Below are 25,621 nucleotides of genomic sequence, written 5' to 3' on the forward strand. Positions count from 1 at the left end.
TTCACGACCGACCACTCCTTTGACTAATTACGAGAAAACTTATATCGGTCGTTAGCTCAGTTGGTAGAGCAGTTGGCTTTTAACCAATTTGTCGAAGGTTCAAATCCTTCACGACCGACCACCTTTCTTCTATTAAATTCTCAATTTTTAAAACCTAATCGTTATGTAATATGACGGTAAAATTAATTTTCTGTTATACACTTTGTAGTTTCATTGACGTATAATTGCGCCGATTTATTTTCAAGAGTTAGTTAGTTTTTATGAGCCAAAGCAATTTAGCTGTAGATATCGATTTTCAATTTCCAGCAAAACCTGCAACCTTATCGAGTGAAGAAAAGGAAGCATATAAAGCACGTATTAAATCTTTGTTAAAAGAGAAGAACGCTGTTCTTATTGCTCATTACTATACTGATCCTGAAATACAGGCGCTCGCTGAAGAAACCGGTGGCTGTGTTGCTGATTCTTTGGAAATGGCCCGATTTGGTAATCAGCACGAAGCAGATATATTAATTATTGCTGGTGTTAAGTTTATGGGCGAGACAGCAAAAGTATTAACGCCTGAAAAAACAGTAGTAATGCCGACACTTGAGGCGACATGTTCATTGGACTTAGGTTGTCCAATCGAACAGTTTGATGCGTTTTGTAATGAACACCCTGACCGCACTGTCGTTGTTTATGCTAATACATCCCCAGCCGTTAAAGCTCGCGCAGATTGGATAGTTACTTCTTCTTGTGCTCTTGAAATCGTTGAACACCTTGATGATAACGGTGAGAAGATCCTTTGGGGACCTGACCGTCACTTAGGTAATTATATTCAAAAACAAACGGGTGCTGACATGCTGATGTGGCAAGGCGCTTGTATTGTTCATGATGAATTTAAGACTAAAGCGTTATTCGATATGAAGAAGCTACATCCTGACGCTGCCGTTTTAGTTCACCCTGAATCGCCTGCTGAGATTGTTGATTTAGCCGATGCGGTTGGCTCAACGTCGATGTTGATAAAAGCTGCTCAAGAATTACCTAATAAAAAGTTCATTGTGGCAACTGATCGCGGTATTTTTTATAAGATGCAGCAGTTATGTCCGGACAAGGAGTTTTTTGAAGCGCCAACGGCAGGTGAAGGTGCTACTTGTCGTAGTTGTGCTCACTGCCCATGGATGGCGATGAATGGCCTTAAGGCTATTGAAGAAGCATTAGTTGACCCTTCTGGCAAAGAAGTCTTTGTAAGTGATGAAGTACGCATAGGGGCGCTTAGATCGACAAATAGAATGTTAGATTTTACTGCATCGCTGAAAAAGTAACGTTTTTGGTGTTACAAGAAAAGATTCTTTGAAATCAGATAATAAAGCCTTGCTTAGACAAGGCTTTTTTTTTACCATAGCCGCCCTTAAAAAGTTATCTGGTGAGTTGGCTGAGTGGTTGAAGGCGCACGACTGGAACTCGTGTAAGGGTTTATAGCCCTTCGAGGATTCGAATTCCTCACTCACCGCCATATAATAAAAGCCTGCGTTGTTTGCGGGCTTTTTTGTAGGTGAAGGGAAGGAATGAGAATCTGATTCGACAAAAATGTCAGGAACATTTTTGAACGCGCTTGCGCGGCCCCGCAGGGTGAAGGGCAGGACGCCCGAAGTCATTCCTCACTCACCGCCATATAATGAAAGCCTGCGTTGTTCGCGGGCTTTTTTTGTGGGCATTTTGGTCGTTACTTCGTGATGTATAACGGGCTAAATTCACGACAAATATCAATTAATAATTCTCTTATCCAACGGTGTGACTTTGCGTGCTCCACACTCCAATGCCAATTCATATAGGCATTTGTTATGTCTAACTTAAAAGGTGGAGAGAACCAAATGTAGTCTTCCTTGTTTGCAAGCGTCTGAATTGTCACACCTGGGACAATACACAGGTGATCTGTCGCTTTGATAATATCAACGATGTTGTCGAAGTTAGCGCTTGTATATTTAATATCTCGATCTAACTGCATTTCCTTAATTGCGTACTGAATAGCATACGTATTGTTGGCTCTTGGTCGCAGCACCGCATGGGTTTCTTCAAGAAATTCTAAAAGTGTAATGTGTGATTTCGATTGCAGTCTTGGGTGGCCTTTTCTTGCCAATACATACATGTTGTCTGAAAACAGTATTTTGTTGTAGCAATCACCAGATTGAAGAGGCACATAGTCCAAATGTAAGTCGTACTCCTTGTCCCTCAATGACTTTTCTGGGTTTGATAATATATCGTGGCTAACAGTGAGTGCGGCATTGGGAGCAAGTTGAGCAACTTTTGAAGCTAATTGTGTTAACAAATATGAGTTTTCGATCCCTGTTATATTTATCCTGTAATTAAGTTTTGCTTTGTTTGGATCAAATGTGTACGTATCTGGTAACGTCATTTCCACGTTAGTTAACATATCTTCAATGATTGGCGCGATTGCTTCCGCTTTTAGTGTAGGCATCATTTGCCCAGATTTTCGCTCAAATAATGGGTCGTTATATACTGATCTTAGCCGTTTTAGCGCTTGCGAAACCGCTGGTTGTGACATACCTAAGTTTTCAGCTGCGTGACTAAGGTTTCTTTCGTGCATTAACGCGGTAAAAATCGAAAGAAGATTCAAATCAATATTTCTTAAATACTGCTTCATAATGTAACTCAAAATGCCGTACTATAAGTTTACCTTATAGTAACCCTCTAAATAATGATTTCAAACGCTTATTTTACGCGATTAATATTTGCTTCAGTTATTTAATTGATTGAAAATTCATTTTGTAGAGGGGCTTTATATGTCTATTTGTTCCGCAATATCTAAAGTTGCTTTGGCATTTGGCGTCGTGTCTATGTCGATGTCAGCTATGGCAACAACGAATCCTAATAAACCAAACGTTTTAGCTATCTGGGGCGATGATATTGGCATTTACAATATCAGCGCATACAACCATGGGATGATGGGATACCAAACACCTAATATTGACAGGCTAGCAAACGAAGGCGCGTTATTTACCGATCATTATGCGCAGCAAAGTTGTACCGCAGGCCGTGCTTCGTTTGCATTAGGCCAAGAGCCTTTTCGAACAGGCCTTATGACAATAGGTATGCCGGGTTCAAGTCATGGGATTCCTGATTGGGCGCCTACAGTCGGTGATGTGGCTAAAGATCACGGTTACATGACAGGGCAGTTTGGCAAGAACCACTTAGGTGATCAAGATAAACACTTACCGACAAAGCACGGCTTCGATGAGTTTTTCGGTAACTTATATCATTTGAATGCCGAAGAAGAACCAGAAACCTATTACTATCCAAAAGATCCAAAATTTGCACAAAAATATGGTCCGCGAGGTGTATTACATGCATATGCTGATGGCCGCATTGAAGATACTGGTCCACTGACACGTAAGCGTATGGAAACTGCCGACGAAGAATTTTTGAGTGCAACATTAAAGTTTATCGACAAAGCGCATGAAGCAGAGAAACCATTTTTTATCTGGTATAACAGCACCCGTATGCATGTACATACGCGTCTTCAAGAAAAGTGGCAAGGTAAGTCAGGTGTAAGCATATACGCAGATGGTATGCTTGAGCATGACGAGCACATTGGTATATTACTAGATAAGCTGGATGACCTTAAGATTGCCGATAATACTATCGTGATTTATACTACGGATAACGGTGCTGAAACGTTTACTTGGCCTGATGGCGGTAATACACCATTTCATGGTGAAAAAGGGACAACCTACGAGGGCGGTATGCGTGTTCCTCAGTTAGTTAGATGGCCAGGCACAATCAAACCAGGCACTAAGGTTAACGCCATGATGTCTCATCTTGACTGGATGCCAACATTAGCTGCGGCTATGGGCGATGATAGCTTAGTGGAAGATTTGCGCGAAGGTCGAGAACTGAACAACAAAAACTGGCGTGTTCATTTAGACGGCCACAATTTCAAACCATTCTTTGAAGGTAAAGAGGAACAAGCGCCACGCGATACACTAATGTATTTCAGTCAAACGGGGCAATTAAATGCGATTCGCTGGAACGATTGGAAAGCGAGCTTTGCATTAGTAAAAGGAGATATGGCTAGTGGTGTTCGTGAAATTCCAGCATGGCCTCAATTAGTTAATTTACGTGCAGACCCGTTTGAAAAAGCGCCAATAGAGTCTTCTATGTATGTTCGTTGGATGATTGATAATATGTGGGCGTTTGTACCCGTAAGTAACAAAGTTGAAGAGTTCTTGGGCTCATTAAAAGGTTACCCCATGCAAGCAGGTAAAAGCTTCGGCGCTGCAGACATTGATTACACACAATTGCAGATGCAAGCATTTGTAAACAAGGTTCAAACGGAACTTCAAAAGAAATAAACGCCGATGTAAATCATCAAGCTCATTAAATCAATTAAAGCCACATCTTATGATGTGGCTTTTTTTTACCGTGTGATTTGTTACTTTAATAAAAGAAGTGCTTACCCAAAGGAGTCATCATAAGTGTTTAAAAAAGTGTTTTATGTTGGAATGTTTCTTAGTTTATTAGTGAGCAATATCCTGTCATTAACAAGCTCTGTATTTCACAGCGCTTTATATAGCCTCATTGACCGATTACCTTATGCGGAGTTGAGACGAGATAGTCCAACTAATAAGAAAAAGGCGTTAAATACCAAGTTAGTAAAGCAACAAAAAGCGATGGCCAATGTAACAAAAGTTTCATCGAGAATTTCAAAACGGGTTGTTAGAAATGCGTCAATGAACCTTGCTTCTATACCGGCTGAAGCAGTACCCATGCTGGGTATTGCAACCATTGTTACGGTGACCTCTGTTGACTTATATGACGCATGCCAAACACTCAAAGATTTGGATAGTTTGTCTATCGATTTCAATGGTGCCTCGACCGAGACTGAGAAAGTCTGTGGATATGAAGTGCCGAGTAAAGAAGAAGTGCTAGAGTTGATTCGAGACGAGTACGAGAAGCTTATTGATAGTTCACTAACCAATATCTTCTCTGATGAAACAGGCCTTTAGTCCTTTTGTATATCATTTTTTCGACGCCTCTATTTATACAAACGGTGAGTTTGTCAGCGTCATTTCTTCTGGAGTCACTTTAAGCCAAGCGCCTTGTTCATACCAATCGCCAAGAACAATTCGCTTTGCGTCTTTATCATTAGCTTGGATATGATGAATATCTGGTCTATGCGTATGACCGTGGATCATTAATTGGCATTGATGTTCTTCTAGCTCTCTTATGACTTCACCCGGTGTTACGTCCATGATATCAAGGGACTTCATTTGTTGAGCATTTTTGCTTTTTTCTCGATACCCTTCGGCAAGTCGTTTTCGATACCAAAGAGGAAGATTCGTAACCAATCCCATCCACCACCATGTACGAGACTTTTTGCGAAACTTTTGATAATCAACATCGCGGGTACACAAGGTATCACCGTGCATAATAATGGCTTTTTGACCATACAAGTCTATGGTTGTTTTCTCAGGTAACAATTGCATCGATGCGCGTTTTGCGTAGTCCTTGCCCAATACAAAGTCGCGATTGCCGTGAATAAAGAAAACCTCTGTGCCCGTATTCGATAACTCAGTCAACGCGAGCGCTACATCGTCATTGAGTGGCGATTGAAAGTCGTCCCCAAACCATAGCTCGAACAAATCACCCAAGATATAAAGCTTTTCAGCATGTATTGCGTCATTTTTTAAAAATGATAAAAAACAGGCCGTAATATCCGGCCTGTTTTGTGCTAAATGCAAGTCAGCAATGAAATAAGTAACTTGCTGTTTAACTGTTTTTGTCATGGGTTCGGTGTAGCTTATTCAACAATGGTGTTGTTGATAATGATTTCGTCTTTTGGCACGTCATCATGGAAGCCAAAACGGCCTGTTTCTACTAACGTCATTTTGTCAACGATATCCATGCCTTCAACCACTTGACCAAATACACAGTAGCCCCAGCCATGCATATCTTCTGATTTAAAGTTTAAGAAGTCGTTATCAACTAAATTGATGAAAAATTGTGCTGACGCAGAATGAGGAGCTTGAGTACGTGCCATCGCTAATGTGCCGCGTTTGTTCTCCAAACCGTTGTTAGCTTCATTCTGAATAGAGTCACGAGTGTCTTTCTCTTCCATACCTGAAGCAAAACCACCACCTTGCGCCATGAAGCCTTTAATAACGCGGTGGAAAATTGTACCGTTGTAAAAGCCATCTTTGGCATATTGTGCGAAGTTTTCAGCAGTAATTGGTGCTTTGTCAAAGTCTAATTCGATTTTGATGTCACCTAAATTTGTTTGAAAAGTAATCATTTTTATTTCTCACTCTAATAGATTGAAATAATTGTACCTCAAAGCAAGATTTTGTAATACCGAATAAATAATTATTTCATCGCACGATGAGGTGGTGACCGAATTAATTTGTTCGGGTACAATGCCTCCCTTAATTTATCGATATATTCGAGTTTTTATTTAACCAGTCGACGGAAAACTACTGATGTTACAAATTTATAATACCCTGACACGTAAGAAAGAAGCATTTAAACCTCTTGTTGAAGGCAAGGTCGGTTTATACGTTTGTGGTGTGACGGTTTATGATTTGTGTCACATTGGCCATGCAAGAACGTATATTGGCTTTGATAATATTGTTCGTTACTTACGTTTCTCTGGTTATGACGTAACTTATGTCCGTAACATTACGGATGTGGAAGATAAGATCATTAACCGTGCTAATGAAAATGGTGAAGACCCAATGGCATTGGTAGAGCGCAACATCGCAGAAATGTACCAAGATTTTGACGCATTGAGTCTTTTGCACCCTGATATCGAGCCACGTGTAACTACGCATATGCAAGAAATCATCGACATGATTGTTACACTTGTGGAAAAAGAACACGCATATGTTGCTGCAAGTGGTGACGTATTGTTTGATGTGACAAGTTTCAAAGATTACGGTCAGTTAAGTGGTCAAAACCTTGAGCAATTGCAAGCTGGTTCTCGTGTTGAAGTAGATGATACTAAGCGCAATCCACTAGATTTTGTATTATGGAAAATGGCTAAGCCAGGTGAACCAAACTGGACTTCGCCGTGGGGTGAAGGCAGACCAGGTTGGCACATTGAGTGTTCTGCAATGAATGCTAAGGAGCTAGGTGCGCACTTTGACATCCATGGTGGTGGATCTGATTTGGCATTTCCACATCACGAAAATGAAGTAGCACAAAGTTGCTGTGCACTCGATACGCCATACGTGAACTACTGGATTCACACAGGGATGGTTCAAGTTGATCAAGAGAAAATGTCTAAATCATTGGGTAATTTCTTTACGATACGCGAGGTATTAGAAAAATATGATGCTGAAACGACGCGTTACTTTTTGACTTCGGGACAATACCGCAGCCAATTAAATTACTCTACGGATAATTTAGATCAAGCTAAAGCAGCATTAGAGCGAATTTACACGGCATTGCGCGATGTTGATGTTGCTCAATATTTTGCACTGGATACACAGAACCCATTTGTAGTTGAGTTCTGTAAAGCAATGGATGACGACTTTAATACACCACAAGCATTATCTGTATTGTTTGAGATAGCTAAACAGTTGAATGTAGCCAAGCAAGAACAAGCTGAAAATGTTAATGAACTCGCTGGTACATTAAAAGAACTAGGTAGCTTGCTTGGGCTTCTGCAGCAATCACCAGAAAGCTTTTTACAAGGCTCAGGTAACGATGATGAAGTAGCTGAAATTGAAGCACTAATTGCACAACGAAACCAAGCACGTGCAGATAAAAATTGGGCCTTAGCTGATGAAGCACGTGATAAACTAAACGCGATGAATATTGTGCTAGAAGATAGCGCAGGAAAAACGACATGGCGTAAAAAATAGCCATTTAAATCAATCGCATAATATTAAACCCAGATGAATTCATCTGGGTTTTTTTATGTTTTAACGACAAAGATTGATTAATTTGTAAACTGCGATAAGCTTAAAGAAGGTGAGCATTACGCTCATAAGGATAAAATGTTTATGGAGAGCTTATGAAATTCATTTCAACGTCATTCCTTCTTGGTTTCTTTTTTCTTTACACGCCACCTGCAAAAGCAGAACAAATAACCCAATGTCAGTCAGAGTTTTGCCAACACTATTTTAACGAGTTTAAAAAAGGTGCAAAAAGAGGGCATATACGAGCGTACTCTGCTCTCGGCCAGTTTTATTATGTTGGATATGGCACGGAAAAAAATGAAGCTGAAGGTGTTAAATACATGTACAAGGCTGCTCGACTAGGAGAAGTTTCCGCACAGTATTTAATAGGTGTTATTTCAATCTCAAATGAGGATTTTTTTGATGCGAAAAGAGCCGTAAAGTATTTAAAAAAAGCCGCTAAATTTGATTATAAAGATGCAAATTATATTCTAGGCACCTTATTCATTAATGATAAATTGGTCGCAAAAGATTACAAGGAGGCTGATTATTACCTCGCTCGCGCCTATGAGCAACGTGATTTGCGAGTACCTGAGTTGATCGCGTCCATTGCCGATGATTTAAAAAACCATGAAAAACACTTTCCTAAACTGACTACTGCAATGTTGGAGCAACCACTGATGACCAGTAATACTGGTGAGGTTAGTTGGCCAGCGGACGAGATGGAAGTTATTACAATTACCGCTCCGCCATTAGAAGAGCGATTCAAGCAAGAATTAGTAACCTTTAAGAAGCGTAAAAAAACAACTGGCTCTAAGTTCCTTGGTAAGTCCTGTAGTCAACAAGCAGGCTGTTATCAAGAAAGGTTAAACGGTACGAGTATTGATACATATTTTCGTGTGAGTTATCACGGATAATAGTCAAAAGCTATTGCATATCATAATAAGGGTTAAGCATTGCTTAACCCTTTTTCTTGAAAAAGACAAAAAATGACACAATCAATAAGCAATACCCATGAGTGATTCGTATCAAGGAAAGGCTTATTTTGAATCTTAAATATTTTGCTATTTTAATTGTTATCTTCATATCTTTCTTCTATACAGGGCGTGCTCTGACGAACGAGGTCTTGTTAACTAAGCAAGAGGTTAATACACTTGTCCAAGTGGTAAATAAACAACTTAAGTTGCACTATTACGATGAAAGAAAAGGAAAGGCGATCTCACAAAAATTAAATAGCCTTTTAGCAAACGACTATTTTTACTCGTCGTTGCGACTCGACGAGATAGTTACTCGAATTAATACCGTATTTTCATCAAGTCACGGTGATGGTTTTATTGATTTACAATTCAATACGAATAAAGCGCCAAACTTGGAATTATCGAAAAATAAAAACCTTTATTCAGATTATGCAATTACTTATCAAACAATAGAGCCTCAAATAGCTTACGTTCAACTTGAGGGAGTGTTTACGAATCAGGAAAGTATTAGTGATTTTAAGCGTGTAATCTATGATTTGCGTGATCATGAAAACATCATATTAGATATTTCTGAAGCTCAAGGGGCGAGTTTTAGCGTGATCCATCAATATTTGAGTCTATTGCTTGAGCCTAATCTTCATATTGCCAATATAAAACAAGTGGGCGACCAAGACGTTATTCCGATCGTTACTGATCGTGCTGATACTAAATCATCTTCGTTTGAGCCTAGACATATCGTGATACTCCAGTCCTCGTTTAATGAACAAACATGGGAGTTTTTTGCTGATACGTTGCAACAAAAGGGGAGTGTAATTATTGGTGAAGAGTCGATAGGAAATGCCAATATTAGTCAATTAATCTCTATTGGTAACCAACTGATACTGAATCTTCCTTATGCTGTTATTGAACGCCCTACTGATGGTTCGAATTGGACTGACGAAGGCGTGATACCCAATTATTTTTCTTCAAAAGCGCAGGCGCTATCAATTGCACTTGCGCATATAGAAGGAGAGTTAAAGAAACATTAACAAGACGGTTAATTTAATGTTTAATGGAGTTAAATCAGAATACAACAATAATAACTAGGTGATTTTGTGGGTGAATTATATATTCAGTACGAGTATTCAGTAGCAGCTTTTCAACTAATATGTGCAATGGTTGGAATGGGAGCAACGCTAACCGTTAATGACTTCAAGGATGTTTTACGGGAGCCAAAAGCTGTGTTTACAGGAACTTTACTCCAATTCCTTGTGCCGCCACTGCTCGCATACAGTTTTATCACTTTTCTTAATATGCATATTGGTGTAGCCATCGGTTTAGCATTAATTGCTGCGATCCCTGGTGGAACCACCTCAAATGTTTTTACACTTTTTGCTAAAGGGAATGTGCCGCTTTCAATTTCAATCACCGGTGTAACAACATTGTCTTGTTTGTTGTTTACGCCATTTGTGTTGGGGGTTTTAATCATTGATTATTTACCGGGTGATTTTGTCATGCCAACAGGGAAAATCATCAGCGACATAATACTTACTCTGTTATTGCCACTTTGCTTAGGTATGTTGATTCATCGATTTTTTCCATCAATTTCTGGCACGCTTTCCAAGTGGTTTATCCGAGCATCACTCATTGGTATTTTGCTAATCGTGGTTGGCAGCGCAAGCGCGGGACGTTTAGATCTAGCAACGTTTGGTCAAGAAAATCTAATTATTGTATTAGGTTTCATCATAGCGCTTTGGGTGGTTACATCGTTAGTCACACGCATTCTTGATTTTTCAAAAGCCGATAGTAGTGCGATTGAAATTGAAGTGGTTGTTAGAAATATTAATTTAGCCGTTTTGATTAAAGCGTCACTTTTCCCAGCGGCGCAAAGTGTTAATCAGTCTTTGGGAGACATGGTACTGTTTTCTGCACTATTATTCGGTGCGGTTCAAATGTTAATTGCGGCGATTATTATTGCTATGCGACGAAAAAACACCGCTTCGGCGACATTGGCAAAAAATTAAAATTAAAAAAACTGGCTAAAAATTAAACCTTTTTCTTATCACTAGCTACTTAACTGAAGATTGTTCAAAAAAATATTCGGGAAAGTATAGTGAAAATAGAAGATACCAGTGGTCAAGATGTTGTACTTGCCAAATCATCACCCAAAAAGCCATGGGTGATTGGCATTGTCATCGCATTGACAATAATTATTCTAATTGGCGTCGCCTCTCCTGCCTTATCTAGTTGGTCTTCAGGCGACGCGAGCATCTCTCGTGAACGTTTAAGACTTGCGACTGTTACACGCGGTGATTTGGTACGAGATTTATCAGTGCAAGGGCGAGTCGTAGCAGCAGTCAGCCCAAGACTGTATGCGACAGGGCAAGGAACCATAACCTTTATGGTTGATGCGGGTGACGAAGTTACTAAGCATCAAGAGCTTGCTGTTATTGAAAGCCCTGAGTTGACTAATCAACTTAAACAAGAGCAAGCCTCACTTCAGCGTCAAACACTAGAATTAGAGCGGCAAAAAATTCAAGCTCGAAAGCAGGCGCTAGCGAACCAAAAAGCAGTGGATTTAGCGAAAGTTGTGTTAGTTGCTGCTGAACGCGAAAAGCGCAGGGCAGACAAAGCCTATCAATTCCATTCTATCAGCCAAATCGACTTTGAAAAGGCACAGGATGACCTTCAAAATGCTGAACTTGTTTTTAAGCATGCAGAGCAAGATGCATCGTTAAATGCTGAAAGTTTAGCCTTTGATATTAAGACAGGACAACTACAAGTACAAAGGCAATCTCTGCTTGTAAAAGAGTTACAACGAAAGGTTGATGAACTCACCTTGCGCTCACCAGTTGACGGTATCGTTGGCAACCTTGCTGTAAAGCAAAAAAATCAAGTTAGTCGAAATCAACCTATCTTAAGTGTGGTTGATTTATCGGAGTTTGAACTTGAAGTCGATATTCCTGAAAGTTATGCCGACGATCTTGCTATTGGCATGCAGGCAGAAATCACAGTTAATGGCACAACGTACGCGGCTAACCTAGTGACTATCTCACCCGAAATTGAGAACAATCAAGTGACTGGGCGCGTGCGTTTTGCCGCCTCTGATTCAAGCAACCATCACCCCGAAGGCTTGAGACAAAATCAACGACTAACAACACGAATTCTGATGGAAAGCAAGAACGACGTATTGATGGTTCAAAGAGGCCAGTTTTTAGAGAGCTCAAGTGGCAGGTTTGCCTATAAAGTGATTGGCGACGTAGCTCAACGCGTTGCAATAAATACAGGGGTTAGAAGCTTATCAAATGTGGAGATTAGTGAAGGGTTGGTACAAGGCGACACCATCATTATTTCGAGCACTGATCAATTTAACGACGCTCAACGCGTGATTATTTCAAATTAAAACAATTTAACGGGAAGAGGGAAGCATTATGTTAACAATGACTAATGTTAAGAAGGTATTTCGCACGGATTTAGTTGAAACTCATGCGTTGCGTGACTTTAATTTACAGGTCAATGAAGGAGAGTTTGTCGCCGTTACTGGTCCGTCTGGCTCTGGCAAAACGACGTTCCTAAATATCGCGGGCATGCTAGAAACTTTCAATGGTGGGAGCTACGTACTCGATGGTCAAGATGTTAGTCATTTGAACGACAATCAAAGAAGCCGTCTGCGTAATGAAAAAATTGGTTTTATTTTTCAAAGCTACAATTTAATTCCAGATCTGAACTTGTTCGACAACGTAGATGTCCCATTGCGTTACCGAGGCTTTGACGCAAAAGAGCGAAAGCAACGTATCGAAGAAAGCCTAGAGACCGTTGGTTTAGCCAATCGCATGAAACACTTGCCTTCACAATTGTCTGGTGGACAACAACAACGGGTAGCGATAGCTAGAGCGTTAGCAGGAAAGCCTAGGTTTTTGCTCGCTGATGAACCAACAGGAAATCTAGATTCGTCGATGGCACAAAGTGTGATGGACCTATTGCAAAGTATCAACGAATCTGGAACAACCATCGTCATGGTGACGCATGACCCTCAATTAGCTCAGCAAGCAGCAAGAAATATTTATGTGAAAGATGGTCAAGTCAGCGAAGTAAATGACGTGGTTAAAATGCACGTTGCAAATGCTTAGGAGCTTACGATGTTTGGTTATTACATAAAGTTAGCGTTTAAAAGTATAAAGAAAAACCCTTTGTTAAGTAGCTTAATGGTATTTGCTATTGCGTTGGGTATTGGTGCTAGCATGACCACTATAACGGTAAATTACCTAATGTCAGCAAACCCAATTCCAGAAAAAAGCCATCAGCTCTTTTATGTTCAAGTTGATAGTTGGGATCCTCATAATGCCTTTAACGATGAGTCAGGGGCTCCGCCAAATCAGTTAACTTGGACGGATGCTAGTAATTTGTTTAATGCGCAAAAAGCATCGAAGCAAGTGGTTATGGCAAAGTCCGGTGGCATTGTGGTGCCAGACAACCAGGATGTTAATCCTTTTGAAGCGCAAATAAGATTAACAACAAGTGAGTTTTTTAACATGTTCAACACGCCATTTTTATATGGCGCAAGTTGGGATTTATCCGTTGACCAAGCCAATGAACAAGTTGTTGTGTTAACGAAAGATCTAAACGATAAAGTTTTCGGCGGAGACAACTCAGTTGGACGCAATATCGTTATTGCTGGTCAGCATTTTCAAGTTGTTGGCGTACTAGATTCTTGGCAGCCAGTACCCAAATTTTATGATGTGAATAATGGTGCATTTGATGAAGTTGAAGATGTCTTTATGCCATTTTTCTTAAAAGAGGCATTTGAACTACCTAGCTGGGGTAACACGAATTGCTGGAAGAGCCCTGAGGGAGAAGGGTTTAAAGCGTTTCTTCGTTCTGAATGTATAAATTACCAAATGTGGGTTCAATTAGATAATCCAATTGAAAAAGCAGATTATTTAACATTTTTGAATAACTACGTGACGGACCAAAAAGCATTAGGGCGTTTTCCTCGACCGATGAATAACCAGCTATCCGATGTCATGGAGTGGATGGAACGTGAGGAGGTCGTGCAGGACGATGCGAAAATGATGATGTGGATGTCCTTTATGTTTTTGATGGTTTGTTTGTTAAATACCGTGGGGTTATTGCTAGCAAAATTCATTGGAAAATCATCTGAGATTGGTTTGCGTCGCGCTATCGGTGCATCAAAAAGTGATGTATTCATCCAGCATATTATTGAGTCTGCTTGTATTGGCTTGCTTGGCGGGATTGTAGGCCTGTTGTTAGCTTTGGCAGGATTGCAGGGCATCAAGGGGCTTTATGGGGACTTCGTCAATAACTTAGTTGAGTTTGATTTACTCATGGCACTAGTCGGTATTTTAATCGCGTTAATCACGAGTGTTCTTGCAGGATTGTACCCAACATGGCGCGCTTGCAATATTTCACCCGCCAACCAGTTAAAGAGTCAATAGGGAGATTGTTATGTTAGAACTAGGACCTATCTTTAGAGCATTATTACGTAACAAGGTTGGTGCAGTGTTAATTGCTGTGCAAATCGCCTTTACGATGGCAATTATTGTTAACTCTGTGTTCATTATTTACGAGCGCAGTCAAGAAACGAAGCGGCCCAGTGGATTAGATGAGGCTAATTCATTTTTTATTAGTAGTAGTGGCTTTGGTACCAACTTCGGGGCTAGAGCGACGATTGAAAAGGATTTAGCTGATATTCGCGCGATTCCCGGCGTTGTCAGTGCGATTCAAATAAACGCTATCCCGATTAGCGGCGGTGGCTGGTCCATGGGCCTTCAAACAGAGCCTGGAGCAGAACACGATGGCGTGGGGACAGCGGTTTATATGGTCAATGAACAAGGAATTGAAGCCCTTGATGTAGCGTTATTAGCGGGTGAAAATTTTGCTCCAAGTGACATTCGTTGGCGACAAAACTCTGAAAGTACTTGGCCTGATAAGGTCATCGTCACGAAAGCGATGGCAGAGCGATTATTTCCTGATATCGATTATGGGCAAACTGTAGGTAAAACAGTATATATCAATGACAATGAGCCCATGATCATTGTGGGGATCATCGACAAACTGCAGGCGCCTTGGGTAGGGTGGAATAATGTTGAAAATTCAATCTTGTCGCCTGAGTACATTGAGACAAACTCGGTACGTTATTTCATTAAAACAGAGCCAGGCCAACGCGATAATCTAATGAAAAAAGTTGAAGAGTTATTGGCTCAAAACAAAGAAAGGGTCGTGGATAATATGCGCAGTATCGAGTACGTTCGTGAGCGAAGTTATCGTGGCCATACCGCGATGATCAAAATCCTTACCACTGTAATCATTACTTTAACGATAGTCACGAGCTTGGGTATTGTGGGTCTAGCAAGCTTTAGTGTTAACCGACGAAAAAAACAAATAGGTATCCGTAGGGCGCTTGGCGCAAGAAAAGTAGACGTGCTGAAGTACTTCATGGTGGAAAACTTTATTATCAGTGGTATTGGTGTTGTCGTAGGAGCAGGGTTAACGATAGCACTAAATATTTTGTTGGTTAAGGCGCTCTCAATTAACCCAATGGACTGGTTTTATATTCCTGTCGGGATGATTTTGCTGTGTTTGATAGGTCAGTTTGCTGTATATGGCCCAGCCAAAAGAGCAACCAATATTGCCCCCGCAACTGCAACTAGAACTGTTTGAATTGATTGGGTAATGAACTTAGTCCACAGACGAGCACATCTGTGGACTTTTTATTAACCCTTATAAGGGCCAGGGAAGAACATATTGGTCGTTTGTTGGTACGTCTTGTAGTCAGCACGCTTCTGAACTGAGTAATATTCAGCTGGAATAGCACCTGTATATGTGACTAGCGTTGTGTACATAATTCTCGACACGATCATAAGTCCAATGCCAAGTGCTGCAAAAATGATGATATTTTCTTGATCAAATAACCTCCACCATGACGGAATTGATGCGATAATTAAGCCGTTCCAAACCATCCATTCTGCAAAGTAGTTTGGGTGGCGGCTGTAACGCCACAGGCCAACATTACACACTTTATTTTTTTGACCTGTCTGTTTCATCTTTTTAAGAAATCGTATTTTTTGCATATCCGCCAACGACTCCATCACAAAGGCGGATAGCCAAATCACAATCCCCACTATTTCAAAGCTGGAGATTGTTGGCGATGTATTACTCGCAATAATAAACGCCGGAAAAGCCAAAAATGATGCATTGGCAACGCCTTGGACTATTGCTTCAATTTGCATTGCGAGGGCAGTGTTGGATTTCCCTGTTTTTTGCCATCGCTTTTTTTGAAATTCATATCTTGGAAGCTCAGTATTCAAATGCCCAAGTTGCAAGAGTTTTATTGCGCCCAATCCCATTCGACTGCCGGCAAAAATGTATGCGATAGAAACAATAGCTACTCGAGCAGGTTCTCCTTCACTGAATAACCAAGTGATAATACCGATGAGGGTTAATCCCCATGGCCAGCCAATATCAACATAAGACATTCTCCCTGTGCGCCAGGCAGGGATGCAAACAACCAAAGTAAATAATAGGGCTTGAAGGACCGCATTTAACAGACTCATATCGGAGAACTGTTGACTGATAGCTAATACAATAAAGCCACAAACAAAAGGGAGCAGAGGGGTAAAATACTTCATTTATGTGAATCCTTTTACATGCTACTTGCAAATTCAGACGATAAAACAGGTGTTATTGCGACCGGTGTTCCATTTAGAGCGGCATTGCCTGTTAAATTGTCAATTCGACTAGCATGGGTTAGGTCATTAATACTGACACCTGGTTGAGTGGCTGCGATTGACATATTAGTATCATCTTGATTGTGTCCCCACCCCTGAGGCATTGTCACCACTCCAGCTAAAACATCGTTAGTAATGTCAACAGGCAATTGCACTGAACCAACTGCTGAATTTACTTTTACCATCTGACCTTGCTCTAGTCCTAGAGCTGTCGCATCATTTGGATGTATTTCCAATGTCACAGGATTTCTTCCTTTGACTAATCTCGCTGAATTCTGTGTCCACGAATTGTGGCTTTTTACCAGGCGGCGACTAATGAGCTCAAAAGGATAGTCTTCGTCACGAGCAGGGCGTGTTAGAACAGACTGCAATCGTGGAAGATCCGTCAGGTAAAGATCTGGTGCTAAATTGATTTTTCCGTCTTGTGTTAAAATGCGTTGTTTAAGGCAAGGTTTCAAAGGCCCGATATCAATTCCGTGTGGATTGTCTATCAACTTTTCTAAACTCATTCCCGTTTCTCCGTACGGACCTTTTCTTAGCTCCATATCAAGAATCATTTCTGGTGTATAAATATCCTTCTCGCTACCGGTTAATGCATTAGCAAGCTCTTGCAAAATCTCCCAGTCTGCCTTTTGGTTTTCGTCTTTTTCAAATAAAGGTGCTGAATACTTAGCGGTATTGCGAACGGAAAAACTATTAAAGAAAATATCGTAATGAGAATTTTCAATCCCCGTTGTTGCTGGCAAGATGATATCTGCGTGTTTTGTGGTTTCATTGAGATAGATATCGATACAAACCATGTAATCAAGTTGTTCAAAAGCTTTTGCTAAATGCTGTCCACTAGGAGTTGAAAGTACAGGGTTACCGGCTATCGTAAATAAGGCTTTTATTTGACCATCTCCCGCAGTCGTGATTTCATCGGCAAGGGTAGCTACCGGAAACTCACCATTGAAAAAGGGAAGGTTATGAACGCGAGAATTGTATCGACCAAATGACGTTGGCTGACCGGGTTGATGCCCTCGCAGCAAGTCAAACGCTGGTTGTGGAAACATTGCTCCACCTTCGCGATCGAAATTTCCTGTGATAACGTTTAGTGCAATCGTTAACCATTGACAAATACCACCAAACGATTGTGTTGATGCACCCATTCGGCTGTAACATACTGCAGACTTAGCCTGAATCATCTCTCGAGCTAGTTGCTTTATCTCTTGAGCTGAAATACCGATATAATCTGCCACATTTTCCGGGCTGTAAAATTGGCTAAGCTCCCCAAGCTCGTCAAGGCCCTTTACATGCTCGGCTAAGTGTCTAAGGTTTACGTTATTTGTCGCATAGACTTGTTGAATCAGTGCCATTAACAAAAAAGCGTCTTTTTCAGGGCGAATGAATAAGTGTTGACTGGCTGCTTTTGCTGTTTTGGTGCGTTTTGGATCGATAACAACGACTTTACCACCACGTTTTTTAATTGACTGCAGTCTGTTTAACACGCCGGGAGCCGTCATCATAGAGCCATTCGATACAACAGGGTTACCACCAATAATTAACATAAAGTCGGTTCTGTCGATATCTGGTACGGGGATTAGCATTCCTGCACCTAGCATATAATTTGACGCTACATGATGTGGCATTTGATCGGTTGATGCGGAGCTAAATCGGTTAATGGTGCCAAGCTGTTTTAAGAAAGGTTTTAAAAAGATTGCGTTGCCTAAATTATGGGCATTGGGATTTCCTAAATAAACAGCGGTGGCGTTTTTTCCAAATTGACCTTGAATAGTGTTAATCTTATCGGCTATTTCTTTGTATGCTTGCTGCCAACTAATTTCTTGCCAACCATTTGCTGTTTTCTTTATTGGATATTTTAGCCTGTCTTTATCCTCATAAAAATCTTGTAATGCTTGTGCCTTGGGGCACATATGGCCATGGCTAAAAGGATCTTTTTTGTCACCTTTTATCGCGATAATTTGTTTGTCTTGATAGGTTATTTCTAAGCCACACATTGCTTCACAGATATTGCATGTGCGTAGGTGGGTTTTAACTTCGCTCATGGCGTTAACCTCTTTTTCATTATGTGAGAATCAGTGTGACAGCAATTTATCGAGAGACTAATTGTAATATTTGACATATATTGGGTGATATTTGACATCTTTTAGGTTTAATAAACACTGCTCTTATGATTACCGTGACGATTTTGGCTTATGACTTTGCATTTGCTAGCGCGATAACTGGGATAAATGATTTACTATATTTAGCGGGAAAATCGTGGAATAAAATTCATAACCAGCAGCAAACACCAAAGTTTAACGTGCAGATTGCGAGTTGGGATGGTAAGCCGGTTAAAACATTAAACAACTTGTTGATCTCGCCCCACTGTTCTATTCAGGAAGTTAAAAGCTCAGATGTTTATTTAGTTCCTGGTATTTCTGGAGATATAAAGAAAACCTTATCGCTAAACACTGGCCTAATTGAATATTTATCAAACTTAAAATCGACTAATAGTATTATTGGTAGTAATAGCACAGGAGCGTTTTTCTTAGCGGAAGCAGGGCTACTTGAACATAAAGTCGCGACCACACATTGGGGACTTGTTGAAGAGTTTAGATTGGCTTACCCAAATGTAAATTTAATGGCTGATAGTCTATTAACACAAGACGATAACATCTTATGTGATGGTGGCGGGCTTGCATGGTTCGACTTAGGTCTTCACTTAATCGAGTTTTTTTGTGACCACCAAACGGCCATGGGAAGTGCAAAAACGTTTGTTCTGGAAACCGGTCGTAGCACTCAATTAAGTTACTCTCCGCTTATTTCCAACAAGTACCATAAAGATGAAACCGTTCATCAAATTCAACAATATATTGATGGACATTTTACTGATAGCCTATCGATAGCGGACATTTGTGATAAATTTGGTGTAACTCACAGAACGTTAATTAGGCGATTTAAGTCGTCAACCGGTATGACGCCGCTCGACTATATTCAGAGAGTTCGGCTCAACGCAGCAAGTAAATATTTAGTTCAGACGAATAAAACGATCGACGAGATTACTCATGCTGTCGGTTACAGCGATATTAGTTCGTTTACCAGGTTGTTCAAAAAACATATGGGGTTATCGGCTAGCCACTATCGAGCTCGTTACCAGCCGTTGGGGCAGTGAGATAGGTAATCGATATGGGACATAGAAAATAAAAAAGCCCTCACATAGAGGGCTTTCTGTTTTTTTGGGGGAGTTATTTGTCGTTGAATTCTTCGCAAGCAATCAATGTGTTTTCAATTAAGCTTGCTACTGTCATCGGCCCCACGCCACCAGGCACTGGAGTTATGAAGCTCGCTTTGTTTTTTGCGACGTCAAATTCAACATCACCAACTAGCTTGCCAGAGTCTAATCGGTTGATTCCTACATCGATTACGATAGCGCCACCTTTGATCCAATCGCCAGGAATAAATTCAGGCTTACCTACGGCAACAACAACTAAGTCAGCTTGGCGAACTTTGGCTTCTAAATCTTTAGTAAAGCGATGAGTCGTTGTGGTAGTACAACCCGCCAATAAAAGCTCGAGCGTCATAGGTCGACCAACAATGTTTGAAGCGCCAACGACTAAAGCGTCTAAACCATGCGTTTTTACACCAGTTGACTCGATTAATGTGATAATGCCTTTGGGTGTACATGGGCGTAACCCAGGCTGACGAAGCGCCAACTTACCAACATTTGATGGGTGAAAACCATCTACATCTTTTTTCGGGTTGATGTGCTCAATCACAAGATTTGCATCTAAGCCTTCCGGTAAAGGCAGTTGAACTAAAATACCGTCCACGTCGCTATCGTTGTTGAGTTCGTCAATTAACGAAAGGAGTTGCTCTTCTGTTGTATCTGCTGGTAAATCATAGGATTTTGAAACGAAGCCTACTTCTTCACAGGCTCTACGTTTGCTGCCTACGTATACTTGTGACGCAGGATCACTACCTACTAGTACTACGGCTAAACCAGGAGCACGTTTACCTTCTTCAATACGTTGTGCAACGCGTTCTTTTACTGAGCTACGGATTTGCTGGGCGATAGCTTTACCATCAATAAGTTGTGCTGTCATAATCTCGTGAAATGTTGTGAATGAATCAATCGCATATATTTTCTCACAAATAATAAGCGGCTTGTAGCTTTAATGATTTAAACTTAATAAAAATATTTATAAAAGTAGTGATCGACATACAGGTTTTGTCACTATGTTATTGGCGAAGGTGATTGTATTGTTACCGTCGAGTTTATGTGCATTTTTTGCGCTAAATAGCTCTATTTTAATCAAGGTGGTTTAAAAGTGAGCGAACAAACATTTTTTTATAAAAAAGGTTTGACGAGTAGGATGCAACTCGGTAATATCCGCATCCGTTGAAACGACGCACTGTTTTAACAACTATGTCGGTGATTAGCGCAGCTTGGTAGCGCACTTGGTTTGGGTCCAAGGGGTCGCAAGTTCGAATCTTGCATCACCGACCACTTTTATTTTAAAGTGAGCCTTGTAGGTATAATGCGCCCTTAGCTCAGCTGGATAGAGCAACGCCCTTCTAAGGCGTGGGTCAAAGGTTCGAATCCTTTAGGGCGTGCCATATTCTACAGGCATGTTCATCTGTGGTGGCTATAGCTCAGTTGGTAGAGCCCCGGATTGTGATTCCGGTTGTCGTGGGTTCAAGTCCCATTAGCCACCCCACTTTATTGTCGGTGATTAGCGCAGCTTGGTAGCGCACTTGGTTTGGGTCCAAGGGGTCGCAAGTTCGAATCTTGCATCACCGACCACTTTCTCTTTTTCTCGAATTATATCTTTACAACAAACCAATTTGGTTTGGGTACATTTATTCGCTCACGCGGTCGCAAGTTCGAATCTTGCATCACCGACCACTTTCTCTTTTTCTCGAGTTATATCTTTACAACAAACCAATTTGGTTTGGGTACATTTATTCGCTCACGCGGTCGCAAGTTCGAATCTTGCATCACCGACCACTTTCTCTCTGTCTCGTATTGTATCTTTCCTACAAGCCAATTTGGTTTGGGTACATTTATTTGCTCACGCGGTCGCAAGTTTGAATCTTGCATCACCGACTACTTTCTCTCTCTGCTTATTTGTGTCTTTGTCGAGAGTGACATTCGTTATTAACCTTGTCTGTGCAACCCTTAAAATGTTCATAAGAATAATGTTTAAAACCGGAGTTCTGTAATTGACGTGTTAAAAGTGCTTTTTTTTCTTTAAATTTATGGAGTTGAATCCTTTAGTATTAATGCTTCCAAGCATTTTTTCTTTTATTCCATTTTTATACTCGACTCTTTTGTAAAGCATGGCTATAATTCGGCGTCATTATTTTAAACTAACCATCATTTTATGGTTTTTATATGTGCAAAAATAATGTGCTTTTACGGCTTGAAAGTTGATTTAAGCGCCCTTATGTAGGTTGTACATATAAAGCATAAGTATTAGATGCGTTAATAGACGCGTATAAACGCAAATTTTTGAGGTATATAAATGCAAGTTTCAGTTGAGACTACAGAAGGTTTGGAACGTCGCCTTACGATTACAGTTCCTGCCGAAACTGTTGACGTAGAAGTTAAAAACCGTTTACGCCAAATTGGTAAAACACAACGTATTAATGGTTTCCGCCCGGGCAAAGTTCCACCAACGGTTCTTCAAAAGCGTTATGGTAAGTCTGTACGTCAAGAAGTTGCTGGCGAGTTAATGCAGCGTAACTTCTTCGAAGCGATCATGGCTGAGAAATTAAACCCAGCGGGTCGCCCTGAGTTCATCGCTAAAAGCAATGAAGAAGGTAAAGAGTTAGAATTTGAAGCTGTTTTTGAAATCTACCCTGAAGTAGAAGTTAAAGACATCGAAAAAATCACTGTTGAAGCACCAAAAGCTGAAGTAACAGATGCTGACTTAGACGAGATGTTCGTTACTTTACAAAACCAACACAAAACGTGGAAAGAAAACAAGCGTAAAGCTAAGAAAGGCGATAAGTTAACTATCGACTTCTTAGGCCGTGTTGACGGTGAAGAGTTTGAAGGCGGTAAAGCTGAAGGTTTTGAATTAGAACTTGGTACTGGTCGTATGATTCCAGGTTTTGAAAAAGCATTAAATGGTATGAAAGTAGGTGAAGAGCACACGATCAACGTGACATTCCCTGAAGATTACCATGCAGAAAACTTAAAAGGTAAAGACGCTGAGTTTGATATCAAAGTGATCAAGACTGAAGGCCCTGTTTTACCAGAAGTTGATGAAGAGTTTGCTAAGTTATTTGGTATCGAAGAAGGCGGTATCGACGCTTTACGTGAAGAAGTTAGCAAAAACATGAGCCGTGAGTTAAACCAAGCGGTTAAAGCTAAAGTTAAAGATCAAGTTATCGAAGCTTTATTAGAAGCTAACGAAGTAGACATGCCAAAAGCATTAGTAAGCCAAGAAGTTGACGTATTACGCCAACAGGCTTTACAGCGTTTTGGTGGTCAAATCGATCCGAAAAACATGCCTAACCTTCCTGCAGAAATGTTCGAAGAGCAAGCTAAGCGTCGCGTAAAAGTTGGTTTATTACTTGGTGAAGTAATCAAAGTTAACGAAATCAAAGTTGATGATGCAAAAGTACAAGAGTTAATTGCAACGGCTGCTTCTGCTTACGAAGACCCACAAGAAGTTATTAACTACTACAACGGCAACCAAGAAATGCTTCAACAAATGCAAAACGTTGCATTAGAAGAGCAAGCTGTTGAGTTTGTTTTAGACAAAGCAAAAGTTACAGAAAAAGAAACTAGCTTCCAAGAAATCATGAATCCAGAAGCTAAGTAAGCTTTTTGATTGACAATAACTAGTTCAGTAGCTTAAATGGCTTATATGTTTTCATATAAGCCATTTTTATTTTAAAAGGAAACGCTGTTGTTTAATTCTCATCCAAAAATGTCAGATATTACTAGTATGACTGAAAATGCATTAGTACCTATGGTCGTTGAACAAACGGCAAAAGGGGAGCGTTCATACGATATTTATTCTCGTTTACTTAAAGAGCGTGTTATTTTCTTATGTGGTCAGGTTGAAGACCATATGGCTAACTTAATTGTTGCACAAATGCTTTTCTTAGAGTCTGAAAATCCAGAGAAAGATATTTATCTGTATATTAACTCTCCAGGTGGCTCTGTAACGGCTGGTATGGCAATTTACGATACAATGAAGTTTATTAAGCCTAATGTTAGTACAGTTTGTATCGGTCAAGCGGCCAGTATGGGGGCTTTTTTATTATCAGGTGGAGAAAAAGGTAAGCGTTACTGTTTGCCAAATGCGCGTGTCATGATTCACCAACCGCTTGGTGGCTTCCAAGGTCAGGCTTCAGATTTTGAAATCCACGCAAAAGAAATTTTACATATTAAAGAAAAATTAAACACGTTAATTGCTGAACATACTGGTCAGCCAATTGAAAAAGTAACAGAAGATACAGATCGAGATAACTTTTTGAGTGCAACTGATGCCGTAGAATATGGCCTAGTTGACTCAATTTTAGAGAAACGTGTTGATCAATAAGCTATAGTTACAATAGCTATGAAAAATAGAAGGTGACTGGTTTGCCTTCTTTTCCCGTATTGAGTTATGACAAATAACCTAGTTTAGAAGATAGTTAGAGGTACCCTATGACCGACATTACAAAGGGTGACGGCGATAACGGCAAGTTACTTTATTGTTCGTTTTGCGGTAAAAGCCAGCACGAAGTTCGTAAATTAATTGCTGGTCCTTCGGTTTATGTTTGTGACGAATGTGTTGAGTTATGCAACGACATCATTCGTGAAGAAATTAAAGAAATTTCGCCAAAAGAAGAGAAAGAATCATTACCTACACCTATCGAGATTCGTGAGAGTCTAGACGATTATGTAATTGGTCAAGACCATGCTAAGAAAGTCTTATCGGTAGCGGTGTACAACCATTACAAACGTTTACGTAATGGCGATGCACACAATGGCGTTGAGTTAAGTAAAAGTAATATTTTGCTCATCGGGCCGACAGGTAGTGGTAAAACGCTTTTAGCAGAGACCCTTGCACGTTTGCTAGATGTGCCATTTACTATGGCTGACGCAACTACGTTAACTGAAGCCGGTTACGTGGGCGAAGATGTCGAAAACATCATACAAAAGCTTCTACAAAAATGTGATTACGACGTTGAAAAAGCGCAACGTGGCATCGTGTATATTGATGAGATTGATAAGATTTCTCGTAAGTCTGACAACCCATCAATCACTCGTGATGTATCGGGTGAAGGTGTTCAACAAGCATTGTTGAAACTTATTGAAGGTACTGTTGCTTCAGTTCCGCCACAAGGTGGCAGGAAACATCCTCAGCAAGAATTCTTACAAGTAGACACGTCTAAGATTTTGTTTATCTGTGGTGGTGCATTTGCTGGGTTAGATAAAGTCATTGAACAACGTTGTGCGACAGGTACCGGTATTGGTTTTGGTGCTGAAGTGCGCTCAGATGATTCGAATAAGTCACTTACTGAACGATTCCAAGAGGTTGAGCCAGAGGACTTAGTTAAGTACGGTTTAATTCCTGAGTTCATTGGCCGTTTACCGGTTGTAGCGACGTTAAGTGAATTAGATGAGTCAGCATTAATTCAAATCCTACAACAACCTAAAAACGCGTTAACTAAACAGTTTTCTGCATTGTTTGATATGGAAGGCGTTGAACTAGAATTCAGAGAAGATGCATTAACAGCCATTGCACATAAAGCCATGGAACGTAAAACAGGTGCTCGTGGTCTTCGTTCAATCGTTGAAGCCGTTCTGCTAGATACCATGTATGAATTGCCTTCAATGGAAAATGTTGCAAAGGTTGTTATTGACGAGACTGTGATTAAAGGCGAGTCTAAGCCGATTGTTATCTATCAAGCTGCGAGCGACAAGGCTGCATCTGAAGGTTAGCTATTCGTATATGAGAACAGTCAAATAGCGCTTTTCTCATCGCCTTTGTTTAAAAAAGAGCCAATTAGGCTCTTTTTTTGATCCCTTTGTTGA

At 40.5% G+C, this 25,621-nt stretch carries 21 protein-coding genes and 6 tRNA genes; 21 read left to right on the forward strand and 6 right to left on the reverse strand.

The genetic code is table 11. The features are described from left to right. Positions 1-45: 45 nt before the first annotated feature. The 3 genes from QQK05_RS14360 to QQK05_RS14370 all read left to right on the forward strand — a co-directional run bounded on the left by QQK05_RS14360 (position 46) and on the right by QQK05_RS14370 (position 1,492). Positions 46-121: transfer RNA gene (locus QQK05_RS14360), tRNA-Lys, on the forward strand. 139 nt (positions 122-260) lie between these two features. After that, positions 261-1,301 (forward strand): quinolinate synthase NadA, encoded by a 1,041-nt coding sequence (nadA, locus tag QQK05_RS14365; RefSeq protein WP_284299810.1) that lies wholly within the window; start codon positions 261-263, stop codon positions 1,299-1,301. Between the two features lie 100 nt (positions 1,302-1,401). Continuing rightward, positions 1,402-1,492 (forward strand) — tRNA-Ser (locus tag QQK05_RS14370). A 210-nt stretch (positions 1,493-1,702) separates the two neighbouring features. Here QQK05_RS14370 and QQK05_RS14375 read toward each other — a convergent pair. Continuing rightward, on the reverse strand, positions 1,703-2,641 hold the full coding sequence (locus QQK05_RS14375; protein ID WP_284299812.1) for a LysR family transcriptional regulator: 939 nt from the start codon (positions 2,639-2,641) through the stop codon (positions 1,703-1,705). Between the two features lie 139 nt (positions 2,642-2,780). Between QQK05_RS14375 and QQK05_RS14380 the strand changes: the two genes are divergently transcribed. Together QQK05_RS14380 and QQK05_RS14385 are read left to right on the forward strand one after the other, a co-directional pair. Continuing rightward, entirely contained in the window at positions 2,781-4,349 is a 1,569-nt protein-coding gene (locus QQK05_RS14380; protein ID WP_284299814.1) for an arylsulfatase, read from the forward strand. 123 nt (positions 4,350-4,472) lie between these two features. Continuing rightward, positions 4,473-5,003: a hypothetical protein gene (locus tag QQK05_RS14385; protein ID WP_284299815.1), complete on the forward strand. Its 531-nt coding sequence runs from the start codon at positions 4,473-4,475 to the stop codon at positions 5,001-5,003. 33 nt (positions 5,004-5,036) lie between these two features. Here QQK05_RS14385 and lpxH read toward each other — a convergent pair whose 3' ends face one another. Continuing rightward, positions 5,037-5,783 carry a UDP-2,3-diacylglucosamine diphosphatase gene (gene lpxH, locus QQK05_RS14390; protein WP_284299817.1) on the reverse strand — a complete coding sequence of 249 codons (747 nt, stop codon included), beginning with the start codon at positions 5,781-5,783 and terminating at the stop codon, positions 5,037-5,039. Positions 5,784-5,797: 14 nt separating this feature from the next. Continuing rightward, on the reverse strand, positions 5,798-6,289 hold the full coding sequence (locus QQK05_RS14395) for a peptidylprolyl isomerase (RefSeq protein ID WP_284299819.1): 492 nt from the start codon (positions 6,287-6,289) through the stop codon (positions 5,798-5,800). A gap of 184 nt (positions 6,290-6,473) precedes the next feature. On the opposite strand from QQK05_RS14395, the gene cysS reads away from it, so the two are divergent. The 8 genes from cysS to QQK05_RS14435 all read left to right on the forward strand — a co-directional run bounded on the left by cysS (position 6,474) and on the right by QQK05_RS14435 (position 15,532). Further along, positions 6,474-7,859, forward strand: coding sequence for a cysteine--tRNA ligase (cysS, locus tag QQK05_RS14400; protein ID WP_284299822.1), 1,386 nt, complete (start codon positions 6,474-6,476; stop codon positions 7,857-7,859). A gap of 152 nt (positions 7,860-8,011) precedes the next feature. Further along, a complete protein-coding gene (locus QQK05_RS14405; protein ID WP_284299824.1) occupies positions 8,012-8,812 on the forward strand; it encodes a tetratricopeptide repeat protein in 801 nt (266 codons plus the stop codon). Between the two features lie 128 nt (positions 8,813-8,940). Further along, positions 8,941-9,900, forward strand: a complete 960-nt coding sequence (locus tag QQK05_RS14410) for a S41 family peptidase (protein WP_284299826.1) — start codon at positions 8,941-8,943, stop codon at positions 9,898-9,900. A 66-nt stretch (positions 9,901-9,966) separates the two neighbouring features. Further along, a complete protein-coding gene (locus tag QQK05_RS14415; RefSeq protein WP_284299828.1) occupies positions 9,967-10,875 on the forward strand; it encodes a bile acid:sodium symporter family protein in 909 nt (302 codons plus the stop codon). 89 nt (positions 10,876-10,964) lie between these two features. Further along, positions 10,965-12,254: an efflux RND transporter periplasmic adaptor subunit gene (locus tag QQK05_RS14420; protein ID WP_284299830.1), complete on the forward strand. Its 1,290-nt coding sequence runs from the start codon at positions 10,965-10,967 to the stop codon at positions 12,252-12,254. A gap of 28 nt (positions 12,255-12,282) precedes the next feature. After that, positions 12,283-12,981, forward strand: a complete 699-nt coding sequence (locus tag QQK05_RS14425; protein WP_284299833.1) for an ABC transporter ATP-binding protein — start codon at positions 12,283-12,285, stop codon at positions 12,979-12,981. 9 nt (positions 12,982-12,990) lie between these two features. Then, a complete protein-coding gene (locus QQK05_RS14430) occupies positions 12,991-14,307 on the forward strand; it encodes an ABC transporter permease (RefSeq protein ID WP_284299835.1) in 1,317 nt (438 codons plus the stop codon). Positions 14,308-14,317: 10 nt separating this feature from the next. Beyond that, complete coding sequence (locus QQK05_RS14435; RefSeq protein ID WP_284299837.1) at positions 14,318-15,532, forward strand: ABC transporter permease; 1,215 nt, start codon at positions 14,318-14,320, stop codon at positions 15,530-15,532. A 53-nt stretch (positions 15,533-15,585) separates the two neighbouring features. Here QQK05_RS14435 and QQK05_RS14440 read toward each other — a convergent pair whose 3' ends face one another. Beyond that, complete coding sequence (locus QQK05_RS14440; protein WP_284299839.1) at positions 15,586-16,500, reverse strand: DUF1295 domain-containing protein; 915 nt, start codon at positions 16,498-16,500, stop codon at positions 15,586-15,588. A gap of 14 nt (positions 16,501-16,514) precedes the next feature. Beyond that, positions 16,515-18,644 (reverse strand): molybdopterin-dependent oxidoreductase, encoded by a 2,130-nt coding sequence (locus tag QQK05_RS14445; RefSeq protein ID WP_284299841.1) that lies wholly within the window; start codon positions 18,642-18,644, stop codon positions 16,515-16,517. Between the two features lie 125 nt (positions 18,645-18,769). On the opposite strand from QQK05_RS14445, the gene QQK05_RS14450 reads away from it, so the two are divergent. Next, on the forward strand, positions 18,770-19,753 hold the full coding sequence (locus QQK05_RS14450; protein WP_284299843.1) for a GlxA family transcriptional regulator: 984 nt from the start codon (positions 18,770-18,772) through the stop codon (positions 19,751-19,753). A gap of 73 nt (positions 19,754-19,826) precedes the next feature. Here the strand turns inward: QQK05_RS14450 and folD are convergent, their stop codons facing one another. After that, positions 19,827-20,684 (reverse strand): bifunctional methylenetetrahydrofolate dehydrogenase/methenyltetrahydrofolate cyclohydrolase FolD, encoded by an 858-nt coding sequence (gene folD / locus QQK05_RS14455; protein ID WP_284299845.1) that lies wholly within the window; start codon positions 20,682-20,684, stop codon positions 19,827-19,829. Between the two features lie 327 nt (positions 20,685-21,011). On the opposite strand from folD, the gene QQK05_RS14460 reads away from it, so the two are divergent. From QQK05_RS14460 to clpX, 7 genes are all read left to right on the forward strand, one after another. Then, positions 21,012-21,088, forward strand: a tRNA-Pro gene (locus tag QQK05_RS14460). Between the two features lie 33 nt (positions 21,089-21,121). Further along, a tRNA-Arg gene (locus QQK05_RS14465) sits at positions 21,122-21,198 on the forward strand. A gap of 25 nt (positions 21,199-21,223) precedes the next feature. Continuing rightward, positions 21,224-21,299: transfer RNA gene (locus QQK05_RS14470), tRNA-His, on the forward strand. Positions 21,300-21,308: 9 nt separating this feature from the next. After that, positions 21,309-21,385 (forward strand) — tRNA-Pro (locus QQK05_RS14475). Between the two features lie 721 nt (positions 21,386-22,106). Further along, positions 22,107-23,414, forward strand: a complete 1,308-nt coding sequence (gene tig / locus QQK05_RS14480) for a trigger factor (protein WP_284299848.1) — start codon at positions 22,107-22,109, stop codon at positions 23,412-23,414. Positions 23,415-23,522: 108 nt separating this feature from the next. Continuing rightward, positions 23,523-24,140, forward strand: a complete 618-nt coding sequence (clpP, locus tag QQK05_RS14485) for an ATP-dependent Clp endopeptidase proteolytic subunit ClpP (protein ID WP_284300316.1) — start codon at positions 23,523-23,525, stop codon at positions 24,138-24,140. Positions 24,141-24,247: 107 nt separating this feature from the next. Further along, positions 24,248-25,528 (forward strand): ATP-dependent protease ATP-binding subunit ClpX, encoded by a 1,281-nt coding sequence (clpX, locus tag QQK05_RS14490; RefSeq protein WP_284299850.1) that lies wholly within the window; start codon positions 24,248-24,250, stop codon positions 25,526-25,528. Positions 25,529-25,621: the final 93 nt, after the last annotated feature.

Origin of the sequence: Thalassotalea loyana, assembly GCF_030161435.1 — a bacterium.
Lineage (GTDB): Bacteria > Pseudomonadota > Gammaproteobacteria > Enterobacterales > Alteromonadaceae > Thalassotalea_G > Thalassotalea_G loyana.